Source organism: Chryseobacterium bernardetii, from assembly GCF_003815975.1.
Classification (GTDB): Bacteria; Bacteroidota; Bacteroidia; order Flavobacteriales; family Weeksellaceae; genus Chryseobacterium; species Chryseobacterium bernardetii.
Genome location: NZ_CP033932.1, coordinates 2,962,998 through 2,976,655 on the forward strand (window position 1 = coordinate 2,962,998; position 13,658 = coordinate 2,976,655).

Sequence of the window (13,658 nt, forward strand, 5' to 3'; positions counted from 1 at the left end):
TAAATAATGTTAAATTGAATTTCAATCAAAAAAAATAGTATTTTTGTTTAAAATAATATAAAATGTTAAATAGGAGGAAAGGAAGTTTATTTTTAGTGTTATTTTTTGTTTTTATGGGAAGCTTTATTTTTGCCCAGAACAGGGTGGTTAAAAAAAGTGTGCTTCCTAAAAGCAATGGTGCCACTGCCAAATCCGGAGCTTTTATAGATATAAACACTTCCAATTATCCTGAGTCTTCTTATAGTATTACTCAGCTTGTAAAGGATGTCCTCATCTCAGGCGGAGGATGTGCCAGCAACAATGTAAGCAATGTAGTGGTGTTTCCCAATTTACCACCATCTAATCAAAACAGAAGCTGGGGATATTTTAATAAGGCAACTACCAATTTTCCATTCAGTAAAGGGATTATTCTTTCCACAGGATTTGCAAAAAACGCAGGGAATTTTCCTGTGGCAGATCTTAATGATGATCTGGGCCCAAGTGGTGATAATGATCTTGCTGGAGCTTTAGGTATTCCTCCGGATAAACTGAATAATGCTACTTATATAGAGTTTGATTTTGTTGCTATTTCCACAGAAATTACTTTTAAATATTTATTTGCATCTAAAGAGTATCAGGATAATTTCCCATGTAATATTACAGATGGTTTTGCTCTGTTTTTGAAGAAAGTTGGAGATCCTACCTATACCAATTTGGCTGTACTTCCAGGTGGAGCCGGACCAGTGAGTGTAACGAATATTCGTCCAGGATATCCGAATTGCTCACCTAAGAATGAAGCTTATTATGGTGGTACAAATAGCAACCCTAAAATTGAAACTAATTTTGAGGGTCGAACTATTCCCTTAACTGCGAAAGCAACTGTGGTTCCCGGACAGACCTACCATTTTAAAATGGTATTAGCCGATTTCCAGGATGCCAACTATGATTCAGCTGTATTTTTAGATGCAGGATCATTTGATTTAGGAGTAAATATTCTTGGTCCGGGCGGAGTGAAGCTTCCAAACTCGGTCAATATGTGTGATAATGCACCACAAACATTTACAGCCTCTGTTCAGGTACCTAATGTGACCTACCAATGGTTCTTGAATAACAATCCTATTGCAGGGGCAACCAATGCCAGCTATACAGCAACACAACCTGGAGTATATACTGTTAAAGTGTATATACAGGGAAGTTCGTGTCCGGGAGAAGCAAGTATTACTGTTGTGGGAGGAACTTCCCCAACAGTACAGAATGCTACATTAACAGCCTGCTATGTTGCGGGAAATGCTACATTCAATTTACCTGCTGCACAGCCTGCAATAAGTACAACACCGGGTGCAACCTTTGCTTATTATACAACACAGGCAGATGCAGATGCTGGAAATGCCAGTACAATTCCTAATCCGGGGGCTTATCAGAGTGCGGGAGGAAAGGTGTATGTAAGAGTTATGAATGGCTTTTGTGCTAAGGTATCAGAGTTGACCCTGGTGAAAGCTCCTCAAATGACAGGTTCTATTGTTCCGCCAGCGGTACTTACTTGTGCTAATTCTCAGATTACACTGGATGCTTCAGCTTCAGTTTATCCTGCCGGAGCAACTTTTAACTGGACTACCACAGGGGGAAATATTGTTTCAGGAGGTAATACTCTAAATCCTGTTATTAATGCACCGGGAACATATACTCTAACGATATCACAGATATACCAACCTGGAAATATTAGTTGTACAGCAGCGGCAACAGTAACAGTGACAGGAAACAGTGCGCCGCCTAATACATCTCTTACAGCTTCTAAATTAAAAATTTGTAAAGGAGAATCTGTAACGCTTACAGCATCAGGAGGAGCTACCTATAATTGGGGCGGTGGTCTTCCCGGGAATGGAAATACACAAACTGTATCTCCTACGGTTACTACAACATATACTGTAACTGCTGTGGGTGCTAATGGATGTGCCTCTCAAAATCCGGCCACTATCACGATTGAAGTTTCAGAGCCATTTACAGCACAAAATGCTATTCTGCATAAGTGTTATCAGCCGGGACTAACCTATAATCTTAAAGAATCAGAAGGACAGATCACTACGGCAACAGGGGTTACGTTTACCTATTATATAGATCAGAATGATGCTAATGCCGGTAATGGTAATTTTATTGTAGCTCCTACAACATATTCACCGCTTTCAGCAAACCAGATAATCTATGTAAGAGTCAGTAATGGAGGATGTAGTTATGTAGTTTCGCTTCAATTACTGAGAACTGCAGAAACAACCTTAACAATAGCTGCTCCGCAGACTGTTACCTGTACAACTCCTCAAATTACGCTTAATGCATCTGCTTCTGTAATACCGTCCGGGTCTACTATTACCTGGACTACAGCAGGGGGAAATATCGTGTCCGGAGCTAACACTCTTACCCCTGTAGTTAATGCAGGCGGTACCTATACATTAACTGTTACCAATGTATTCCAGCCCGGAAATCTTAATTGTTCATATACTTCAACAGTAACTGTAAATCAGGATACTGTAAAACCAATTGCGGCACTTGTATCATCCCAGTCTCGTATATGTGAGGGGGAATCCGTAACATTGACTGCCTCTGGCGGAACTACCTATGTTTGGGGCAATGGACTTACAGGTACTGGAAATACACAAACTGTATCTCCCACGGTTACTACAACATATACGGTAACTGCTGTTGGAGCTAACGGATGTGCCTCTGCTACACCAGCAACTGTTGTTGTTCAGGTAGGACCTCCAATAGCCGGGGTCTCTGCAGATAAAATGAAAATATGTGCTGGCGAATCCGTTACGCTTACTGCTACAGGGGGAATTACCTATAATTGGGTAGGTCTTACAGGAAATGGAGATACGCAGGTAGTAACACCTGCAGTAACAACAGAGTATTCTGTATATGCATTGGGAGGAAACGGATGTAGTTCTCTTGATCCAGCCAAAATAAAAATTGAAGTAGTTCCTGCTATTGTTTCTACATTGAAAGATGTATATGTATGTGCAGGAGATGATGGAATTCTTGATGCAGGACCGGGACTTAATTATACATATCTGTGGAGTACAGGAGCTACTACACAGACAATTACTACAAAAACTCCGGGAACTTACTCTGTAACCATCAGTAACGGAGTGTGTTCTAAAGTGTTTACAGCACAGCTTATCAATCCGGCCCTTCCTGAGATTACCAATGTGGTACATAATAAGAATACACTTACCCTTACAGCAAGTAATCCAACGGGAGGAACTCTGGAATATTCTATAGATAAGGGATTAACCTGGCAGGACTCAAATGTATTTGGTGGTGTTTTGGATAATACAATGTATCATTTGATGGTTAGGGTGAAAAATGCAAAATGTGGAACTTCAATAGATTATTTCACCTTCGTACTGAGCAATGCTATTACACCTAATATGGATGGGAAAAATGATACGATAGACTTTAGCGGAATCAGTGGGTATAAAGATTTTGCGGCTTCTATTTTCGATAGATATGGAGCTGAGGTCTTCAAGGCATCCAAAGGAGATGTGATATGGCGAGGATCTCTAAAGGGAATCAATTTGCCTACAGGAACTTATTGGTATAAAGTTCAATGGGAAAATCCTGCAAATAAGAAATTAGAACAGCGCTCAGGCTGGATCTTGTTGAAAAACAGAAATTAAATCATTTAATAATGTGTAATAAACAGTAAATCCCTTCATAAGTGAAGGGATTTACTGTTTATTATAGTGTATGTTAATCGTATTTCAGTATTTTTTCTCGATTAATAGTGAATTTTGTAAATTATATTTTGAATTTTAATTATCATTCTGTTAAAAGTATCGGTATTGTTTTTAATTGCTAATTGTTGATGAAAATGTTATAGTTTTTTTATAAAAAACGCAAATATGTGTATTGTATATTTAAAAAAAAATTAAATTTGTTGAAACAAAAATATTATGACAAGATACCTACCGCTTTGTTTGTTTTTTTTATTTATCTCGAATTTTTCGTTTTCTCAAAATCAACAGCCCAGACAGTCCGTAAAAAAGCAGGCATCTGCCCAGTCTAAAAAGGCAGGCGCTTTTATTGATGTGAATGCTCCTGGATATCCTGAATCCAGTTTTACAATAGACAAATTGGTGAAAGATGTATTGATTTCATCAGGAACAAATACTTGTATTACTCCTAATGTTACCAATGTGAAAATTACTCCTAATCATGCTGTAGGAGATGCCAACAGAGCCTGGGGATACTTCCATAAAGGAACCACTAACTTCCCTTTTAAAGATGGGATTGTGCTTTCTACAGGGTATGCCAGAAAGGCCGGTAATAGTTTTGAAGCCAGTAACAGTGATACCAATGGAGGAGGAACTGACAGTGATCTTGCACAGGTTATTGGTGTACCAGCAAATGAACTGAATGATGCAGTGCTTTTGGAATTTGACTTTGTTCCTACAACTTCTCAAATTAAATTTAATTATTTGATTGCCTCTGATGAATATACAAGTACATTTCCCTGTAAATATGCAGATGCATTTATTATATTATTGAAGCCTACATCAGGAGGCCCTTATACAAATATGGCAATACTGCCTGGAGGAGCCGGGCCTGTAAGTATCACCAATATTCACCCGGCAATAGGAACTTCTTGCGGAGCTGTTAATGAACAGTATTTTGGAGGATACAATAATGCCAATATTGAGACAAACTTTAACGGAAGAACAGTTCCGCTTACAGCTGTAGCAGATGTAGTAGCGGGACAGGAATATCATTTTAAAATGGTTATTGCAGATTATCTTGACCACAGTTACGATTCCGCGGTATTTCTGGAAGGAGGTTCCTTTAATATCGGGGTAGACCTTTTAGGCCCTGGAGGTACAAAATTACCTAGTGATATTAATGTATGTGATAACGTCCCTCAGGTGCTTACCGCCTCTGTAAATGATCCCAATTTATTATATCAATGGTACCATAACGGAGTTCTGATTCCTAATGCTACAACCAATGTTGTTACTGCTACACAGCCGGGAACTTATACTATTGAAGTAAGCGTTCCCGGAAACCCTTGTCCGGGTAAAGCTTCCATAGAAATTCACGGGGGAACCACACCTGTTGCGCATGATGCTACGTTATTGCTTTGTAGCACACCGGATATCACTACTTTTGATTTAAGCAGCATTAAGCCAACAATCAGCACAACACCGGGAGCTATATTCAAGTTTTATGAGAATAAGGCAGATGCAGTTGCTGAAAATAATAATTATATCCAGAACATTCTGAATTATAATGGGAATGACAATCAGACATTATATGTTGTTGTTTCCAACGGAGGTTTCTGTAGCAAATTGGTTGAGCTGAAATTATTTAAAGAAGAAACACCGGTTGCTAAACTGAAAACATCCGCTATACAAATATGCCCGGGAGAAACTGTAACACTTACAGCCGAAGGAGGAGACACTTATCTTTGGGATAATTTCCCGGGAACAGGCAATATACAGACAGTTACATTGCATCAGACAACCATATTTACGGTATATGCAATTGGAGCAAAGGGATGTAAATCTCTTAACCCTGCCACCATAAGAATTGAAGTGGTTCCTGAAATTAAAAGTCTGTTAAAAGATGTTGAAATATGTGATGGAGACCGTGTAACCCTGGATGCAGGCGCAGGAAAAAATTATAAATATAAGTGGAGTACAGGAGCTACTACCCAAAAGATAGAAGTAGATAAATGGGGAATCTATACCGTTGAAATTGATAACGGATACTGTAAAAAAATCTTCTCTGCTCAGGTAATGGGAGCTGCTATTCCTTATGTGACAGGAATAGATTATCAAACATCTAAAAAGACACTGACAGTTACCGCAGTAAACCCTCCAATGAATAATACACCAAGCAGTCTTGAGTATTCTATTGATGAGGGAATTACATGGCAGGATTCCAATGTATTTACAGGACTTTTAGATAATACCAATTATACCATACTGGTGAGAAGAGTAGGAACTCATTGTATAGGAACTTTCGACTTCTTTACTTTACAGATCAATAATTTTATCACTCCTAATAATGATGGGGTTAATGATGTACTGGATCTGAAAGCGTTAGGTCAGTTTAAAAATTTCACTGGTTCTGTTTATGACAGATTTGGGGTAGAGATGTTCAGATTTACAAAAGAAACTCCAATCTGGGACGGAACTTTACTTGGTAAGAGATTGCCTACCGCAACCTATTGGTATAAATTCACTTACGAATATCCTAAATCTAAAACCCAGATGAACTGGTCCGGCTGGATCATGTTGAAAAACAGGGAATAATAAAAAAAAGAAAGTCTTTCATCTGAAAGGCTTTCTTTTTTTTTACTCATAAAGTTCTTCCATTAATGGAACTTATATATATTACTGATTTTCTTTCCAAAGGTTGGCGAAGTGAATGAAATCAGATACACTCAGTTCTTCCGCTCTTTTATCTAAAAACTCATGACCTTTTAAAGCTTCAGGAATATTTAATGTTTTCAAAGCATTGGAAAGCTTTTTTCTTCTTTGGTTGAAGCCGGTCTTTACAATTTGTTTGAAAAGAACCTCATTACCGGCAAGGCCTTCTTTAGGATTTCTTGTAATACGGATAACACCGGATTTTACTTTTGGAGGCGGGTTAAAGACATTTTCATGTACAGTAAACATATATGATACATCATAATAAGCCTGAATGAGAACAGAAAGAATTCCATAATCTTTAGTTCTTGGAACGGCTGCTGTTCTTTCTGCTACCTCTTTCTGGAACATTCCCACCATTTCAGGAATCAGCTCATAGTGGTCAACAATCTGGAATAATATCTGAGACGAAATATTATACGGGAAGTTTCCGATAATAGCAATCTGCTCATCTTTGATAAAATTAAAATCCTGTTTCAGGAAATCTCCTACAAAAGTATTTTCCGTAACCTTAGAATAGTTGTTTTTAAGATATTCTATAGATTCCGTATCAATTTCGGCAAGATAAATGTTCTGATCTTTTTCAAGAAGATATTTGGTAAGAACTCCCATTCCGGGCCCTACTTCCATGATGTTATTATAGTTCTCAAAACTAAGACCTTCTACAATTTTTCTTGCGATGTTTTCATCCGTCAAAAAGTGTTGACCAAGATGCTTTTTTGCTTTTACACTCAATGCTTTTTATGATTTTATTAACAGTGATTTTCTCTTTTTCGTTCCCAAATTTCGGAAGATTTTTTCTATTTTAGCCAAAAATTTTAATATTAATGGCTAAATCTGTAGATGAGTTTAATAAGAAAAGGCTTCGGTCCAGCAATATTACAGTAGTGATAAGTATTGCCTTAGTGTTATTTTTGTTAGGATTAATGGGGCTTATTTTAATTAATGCCCAGAAGTATTCTGACTATATCAAAGAACAGTTGGTGGTGAACGCCTACTTTGATGAAAATTATGACGCTAAAGATTCTGTAAAAATTGCAAAACTGGAAGAAGAAACTTTTAAAAAGGTACAGACGTTAGCTCCTGTAAAAAAAGCAACCTACATTTCAAGAAGTATGGCGGCTGCTGAAGCGAAGAAAAGTATGGGAATTGATAGTGATGCATTGTTTGAGGAAAACATCTTCCCATCCTCTATTGAAGTGGCTTTAAAACCAGAATATGTAGATCCTGCAAAAATTGATGAGGCAATCAAAGTCATAAAATCCGTTCCCGGCATCATTGATGTGAAGAATGACAGTACTTTGATGGTAGATGTATACAATAACCTGAGCAGAATTCTAAAATGGATTTTCGGGTTTTCATTACTGTTCCTTGTATTGGCTGTAGTGTTAATTAACAACTCCATCCGTCTTAAAATTTTCTCCAAGAGATTTATCATTAAAACCATGCAGCTGGTAGGGGCAAAAAGAAGATTTATTCTTAAGCCGTTCATCATTGAAGCAATTATTTTAGGTGCTATTGGTTCTGTTATTGGTCTTCTTGCTTTGGGAGGAGTTTGGTATTATTTCACAAGTCAGATCGGATCAGCTTTCGTACAGGATAATAATCAGTATTTCTGGTTAGTGATCTTAGTATTGGGTGTAGGAATTTTTATTTCCGTACTAAGTACTATATTTGCTACCTGGAGATTCTTAAAATCAAACGTTGACGATTTATATTACTCTTAAAAATGAGCAAAAAAACAAATAAAATTTCTGCAGCAGACTTCGGAAGTGAGGCAGAAGTACCACAGGAAAATGCATTCTATTTCGGACAGCAGAACTTTAAATGGATGCTGATCGGGCTGGCATTTATTGTGGTTGGGTTTCTTTTGATGATGGGACCTGATGCCAATACCGTAGATGGTAAATTTGATCCCAACTCATGGAATGACGATATCTTTTCCATCAGAAGGATCAGAATTGCTCCGTTATTTGTTGTGATAGGTTTTGTTATAGAAGTCTACGCAATCTTAAAAAGAAAATAAATAATAATTTTATTTAAGGATTAAAAAATTTAAGAATTGAAAGATGTAAGCTAATGAGCTGTTTTTTAATTCTTAAATCTTTTAATCTTTTTAATTTTTTAAAAGAATATGGATTTAATCAAAGCAATTATTATTGCCATCGTAGAAGGGCTTACGGAATACCTTCCGATTTCTTCTACAGCACATATGGGATTCACAGCCAACCTATTGGGAATGCCCGATGATGAATTTTTAAAAATGTTTCAGGTTTCCATCCAGTTTGGAGCTATCCTATCAGTGGTAGTGGCCTATTGGAAAAAGTTTTTTGACCTGAATAACATCCAGTTTTATTTTAAACTGGCCTTTGCTGTAGTTCCTGCTTTGGTTCTTGGATATTTATTTGATGATAAAATTGAGGCTGTTCTTGGAAACCAGATTGCTATCTCATCAGTATTGGTTTTAGGCGGAGTGGTTTTATTATTTGCTGACAAATGGTTTAAAAATCCTAAGATTAACGATGAAAAGGGGATTACGATAAGAAATGCGGTAACCATAGGATTCTGGCAGTGTCTGGCAATGATGCCGGGAACAAGCCGTAGTGCAGCTTCCATTATTGGTGGGATGGCTCAGGGGCTTACCAGAAAAGCTGCTGCAGAATTCTCTTTTTTCCTTGCAGTACCTACCATGCTGGCTGTAACAGTATATTCGGTTTTTGTAAAAACATGGGGAAAAGAAACTCCTAATCCTCAGAAAGGATACGAAATGATTATGGCTTCACAGGATCACATTATGATCTTCGTCATTGGAAACGTTGTGGCATTTGTTGTAGCACTTATCGCCATTAAAGCCTTTATTGGAGTACTTAATAAATATGGTTTCAAGCCTTGGGGATGGTACCGTATTTTTGTTGGAGTTGCTTTATTAATCTATTTTTATTTCTTTAAATAAAAAATATTCATATATCCATTCATGACGGCGGAAGAACTGAAATCAGGATACATATTTTTATTGGACAAACCTCTGGACTGGACTTCCTTCCAGGCTGTCAATAAAATGAAATATAAATTGAAAAGGGAGTTTGATCTTCCGAAAAAATTTAAAATCGGACACGCAGGTACCCTTGATCCAAGAGCTACAGGACTTCTGATTGTCTGCTGCGGGAAATTTACCAAAAAGATTCCCGAGATCCAGGATGCACCGAAAGAATACTGGACGGAGATCAAAATAGGAGTACAGACAGAATCCTACGATACTGAAAAACCGGAAATCCTTCATCAGGATATTTCGAATATCACTGAAGAGCACGTAAAAGAGGTACTGGGAAAATTTGTTGGAGAGATTGAACAGAAACCACCAGTGTATTCTGCAATAAAGATTGATGGTGAAAGAGCCTATAATCTGGCCAGAGCAGGAGAGGAAGTGGAAATGAAATCCAGAAAAACAACAATTCATTATCTTAAGGATATCAAAATAGAGTTTCCTCTGGTAAGTTTTACAGTGGGATGTTCAAAAGGAACTTATATAAGGAGTCTTGCCCACGATATTGGTCAGGAACTTGGAGTAGGTGCTTATTTAACTCAATTGAGAAGAACAAAAATCGGAGATTATAAAATTGAAGATGCTACAGATCAGTTTTTAAACAATGATTTTAGATTTCAAAGCGAATGAAAAATGAAGCCAACTACGGTATAAACTAATGGAAAAGACACGTATTAATAAATATTTATCAGAAGTAGGATATTGCTCAAGAAGAGCAGCAGATAAGCTGTTGGAGGAAGGGAGAATAAAGATTAACGGTAAAGTTCCTGAACTGGGAACCAAAGTTTCTGATGAAGATCTTGTGGAAGTGGATGGAAAACCTATCAGAGAACCACAGGAAAAACCTGTTTATATTGCTTTCAATAAACCTGTAGGCATTGTATGTACTACAGATACCAAGCGTGAAAAGAACAATATTGTAGATTATATCAATCATCCCAAAAGAATATTCCCGATCGGAAGGCTGGATAAACCCAGTGAAGGTCTTATTCTTTTAACCAGTGACGGTGATATTGTTAATAAGATCCTTCGGGCAAGAAATAATCACGAAAAGGAATATCTGGTACGCGTAGACAAGCCGATTACTCCAAGGTTTCTTGAAAAAATGAGAAATGGAGTTCCAATTTTGGATACCGTTACCAGAAAATGTGAGGTGGAGAAGATTGATGAAATGAATTTCAGGATTATCCTTACACAAGGCCTAAACAGACAGATCCGAAGAATGTGCGAATATTTGGGTTATGAAGTAAAAAAGCTGAAAAGAATCCGTATCATGAATATCAAGCTTGATCTTCCTATCGGCAAATGGAGAGATCTAACGGAAGATGAGCTGAATACATTAAATGATTTGCTTACAGACTCCAGTAAAACAATAGATTAAAATTATATAGGTAAATAAATTAAAAATAAGCAGGAATTTTTCCTGCTTATTTTTTTATCTGATTAAAGGGAAAAGTATAATTATTATTTCAAAATATTCACTTATTAGTGTTATATTTTCTATTTTTTAATGAAATTATATTATATTTATAAGGTGAATAACTAAACAACTGAAAACCATGAAATTAAAATTTAATCTAGTTCCCTTATTCGTCATTATTCTAATGATATTCTCTAATTGTCAGAACGATAATCATCCAGAAATTCCGCATGACACTGCTTTTTTTATTGACTATAGAAGCCTCACCGGACAGCCGGATGGTATAGCTGTAATAGAGCTTGATCCTGATGCCCCTGATTTTGGAAATATCAGCAATAAACTTGAATTAGGTATTGGCGTTCTGCCGCATCACCTCTATTATAACCAGAGTGCGAACAAATTGTATACAACAGCTTTGGGAGGCAGCTATCTCTATCAGATAAAAACTGAAAAAGATAAAATAGGGCAGCCCAGATTAGTAAGTGCAACACCTATTGATACAGGTGAGAATACAGTAGGAGAAAATTTATTCTTCACTAATGACGGAAGATTTTTTATGACCTTTATGGGTGGAGCAGGAGGCCTGAAAGATGGAAGTGTAGGTGTTTTTAATGCTAATAATAACCAGCTTATTAAAACCATTAAGGCTCCAATTCAGGACAATCCCAATAAATTTATTATGTACCCGCATGGCATTTCTGTGAATGAAGAAAAAGGGCTGATGATGGTCACTTCAACTATTCATCCGGATCTTACCAGTGGATTTGGAAACACCTGTACCTTAATAGATCTGAATACTTATGAATTAAAAGAAACCTACCAGGTTGCAGATTCACCGGCGGATTTATCCAGTCCTGTCGAAGTCTTGCTGCTTCGTGGAAAGTTTCCACAATATGCCCTTGCCACTACAATGCTTGGTGGGGATATATGGATCGCTCCATACAATGCAACAACCAAAAAATATGATGCTTTTACCAAAATATTTGACGGAAGCACCCAAGGATTAGGATGGACACTCGAAATGTATATTGATGATAACAACAGGCTCTATGTAAGTTTTGCAGATCCTGGAAAAGTGCTGGTATTTGACATCAGTAATCTTCCCAATTTAAAACTTTTGAAAACACTTACCGCAGATAAAGGTGCACATCATATGGTTTTCTTTAAAACCAAAAAAGGAAAAGAAGTTGTTGCAGTACAGAATAATCTGCTTAATCTGCCTAATTTAAATTCCGGAACCATTAGCGTTATTGAAATTGAAACCGGGAAAACGCTGGGAACTGTTAATTTACGTTCCAAATACGGAATACTCCCTGAATCCATTGAAGGGACCAATGGCCCTAGCAATTATATGCATCACTGATATAAACCATTTTTTCAGATTAAACTCCCCGAAACAAATACTGTGTTTCAGGGAGTTTTGTATTTATTGAAAAACTTCTCTGGTATCTGCTTATTTTAAATATAATTTCATTCTTTCTTCATATTCTGGTTTTAGTTTCAGGAGCTTTAGAATTTTCTTATCATCAGGATAGGTTGTTCTGTAGAAAATGATTTTATCTGCAGAATACCTGAAATAAGGATGATCTTTCAGCCAATCTTCCGGAGCTTCAGTTAAGGTATATTTAGGAACATTGGAAGCATCCAGCGGAGCAATGGATATTAATTTCTGGACCAATTCTTTATCAATATTATAAGTGTCCATAATCTGCTGTTTGTTTATAAAACCTCTCAGTTTTTTTCTAAAGCCAATAATAGAACCGGCACTTTTTTCATCCAATCCAAATTCTATAAGCTGCCTGAATGTAATAGCATTAAGGTCTGTTTTAGTAAAATCAGTTTTTTCCTGCTGTATTTCTGCTTTCTTTATAGCTTCCGGATTGATTTTAATAAAAGGTTTCATTTCCTGAAATTTCTCTGCCGAGATCACAAAACATTTTTGAATATCATCCAGGTTTTTAAAACTGCCTCGAAGATTTTTATTGCGGTAACTGACAATAGTAAAAGCCTGTTTTTCAGTGAAGCCAAACGCTTCCCATCCCTCAATATCCAGAAGGTTAGGATCAAAACTATAATATTGTATCTTAGCTTTATGGGCTGCTTTAAAATTCTCCGGCGCTTTTGCAGGTAACAGCAGATAGGGCTCAAGTTTATTGTAATTTTCTTGGGAAATGATAAAGCATTCTCTGAATTTTTCCTTGCTGATAAAGCTTCCGCCTAGATAATTCTTATATTTTAAAATAGCTTCCGCCTGTCTTTCGCTGAATCCCATTTTGACCCAGTCATGAGAGGTTTTAAGATCAGGATTGAACTTTCCGGTAACTGTAATTTCTTTTTTTTCAAAACTGTTGGCATTCTTGGAATTATTTTCTGCAGAAGCCTCGGGAAGAAGAATGAATGGTTTTAGTTCTTCAAATTTCTCATCAGAAATTGCATAACACTTTTTCAATTGCTCTTTTGACGTAAAAGTTCCCCCTACAATATCTTTATATTTAAGAATGGTAGACGCCTGTTTTGCTGAAAAGCCAAATCTTTGCCATTGTTCCGCTGTTAAAATATTAGGATCGAAATCCGTAATGTTAGCCGTAATTGAGGTATTGGCAATAAATTTTATCTCGGGAAAAGGTTCCTTATCCCTGCTGGTGTATTTCTGAAAAGCTAATAGGACGGCCAGTAAAATGACCATAAAAGCCAGTTTGTGGTAATAGTTTTTTCTCATCATGCTATAAACATATTGATAAAAACCACACATAGCAATAGCAGATGTTGAAATGGTTGATATTAGAATACAAAA

At 36.8% G+C, this 13,658-nt stretch carries 10 protein-coding genes; 8 read left to right on the top strand and 2 right to left on the bottom strand.

Going from position 1 to position 13,658, the window contains the following annotated elements; genetic code table 11:
- The first annotated feature begins 62 nt into the window (after positions 1-62).
- Both EG339_RS13620 and EG339_RS13625 read left to right on the top strand, forming a co-directional pair.
- A complete protein-coding gene (locus EG339_RS13620) occupies positions 63-3,650 on the top strand; it encodes a choice-of-anchor L domain-containing protein (protein WP_123870528.1) in 3,588 nt (1,195 codons plus the stop codon).
- 276 nt (positions 3,651-3,926) lie between these two features.
- Positions 3,927-6,284: a choice-of-anchor L domain-containing protein gene (locus tag EG339_RS13625; protein WP_123870529.1), complete on the top strand. Its 2,358-nt coding sequence runs from the start codon at positions 3,927-3,929 to the stop codon at positions 6,282-6,284.
- A gap of 81 nt (positions 6,285-6,365) precedes the next feature.
- Here the strand turns inward: EG339_RS13625 and rsmA are convergent, their stop codons facing one another.
- A complete protein-coding gene (rsmA, locus tag EG339_RS13630) occupies positions 6,366-7,136 on the bottom strand; it encodes a 16S rRNA (adenine(1518)-N(6)/adenine(1519)-N(6))-dimethyltransferase RsmA (RefSeq protein ID WP_123870530.1) in 771 nt (256 codons plus the stop codon).
- Positions 7,137-7,228: 92 nt separating this feature from the next.
- Between rsmA and EG339_RS13635 the strand changes: the two genes are divergently transcribed.
- From EG339_RS13635 to EG339_RS13660, 6 genes are all read left to right on the top strand, one after another.
- On the top strand, positions 7,229-8,128 hold the full coding sequence (locus tag EG339_RS13635; RefSeq protein ID WP_123870531.1) for a cell division protein FtsX: 900 nt from the start codon (positions 7,229-7,231) through the stop codon (positions 8,126-8,128).
- 2 nt (positions 8,129-8,130) lie between these two features.
- Complete coding sequence (locus EG339_RS13640) at positions 8,131-8,427, top strand: DUF3098 domain-containing protein (protein ID WP_185147649.1); 297 nt, start codon at positions 8,131-8,133, stop codon at positions 8,425-8,427.
- A 108-nt stretch (positions 8,428-8,535) separates the two neighbouring features.
- On the top strand, positions 8,536-9,354 hold the full coding sequence (locus EG339_RS13645; protein WP_123870532.1) for an undecaprenyl-diphosphate phosphatase: 819 nt from the start codon (positions 8,536-8,538) through the stop codon (positions 9,352-9,354).
- A gap of 21 nt (positions 9,355-9,375) precedes the next feature.
- Positions 9,376-10,074, top strand: a complete 699-nt coding sequence (truB, locus tag EG339_RS13650) for a tRNA pseudouridine(55) synthase TruB (protein WP_123870533.1) — start codon at positions 9,376-9,378, stop codon at positions 10,072-10,074.
- Between the two features lie 28 nt (positions 10,075-10,102).
- Positions 10,103-10,825 carry a 23S rRNA pseudouridine(2604) synthase RluF gene (gene rluF / locus EG339_RS13655; RefSeq protein WP_123870534.1) on the top strand — a complete coding sequence of 241 codons (723 nt, stop codon included), beginning with the start codon at positions 10,103-10,105 and terminating at the stop codon, positions 10,823-10,825.
- A gap of 178 nt (positions 10,826-11,003) precedes the next feature.
- Positions 11,004-12,227, top strand: coding sequence for a YncE family protein (locus EG339_RS13660; RefSeq protein ID WP_123870535.1), 1,224 nt, complete (start codon positions 11,004-11,006; stop codon positions 12,225-12,227).
- Positions 12,228-12,317: 90 nt separating this feature from the next.
- Here the strand turns inward: EG339_RS13660 and EG339_RS13665 are convergent, their stop codons facing one another.
- Complete coding sequence (locus EG339_RS13665) at positions 12,318-13,586, bottom strand: helix-hairpin-helix domain-containing protein (RefSeq protein ID WP_123870536.1); 1,269 nt, start codon at positions 13,584-13,586, stop codon at positions 12,318-12,320.
- Positions 13,587-13,658 lie beyond the last annotated feature (72 nt).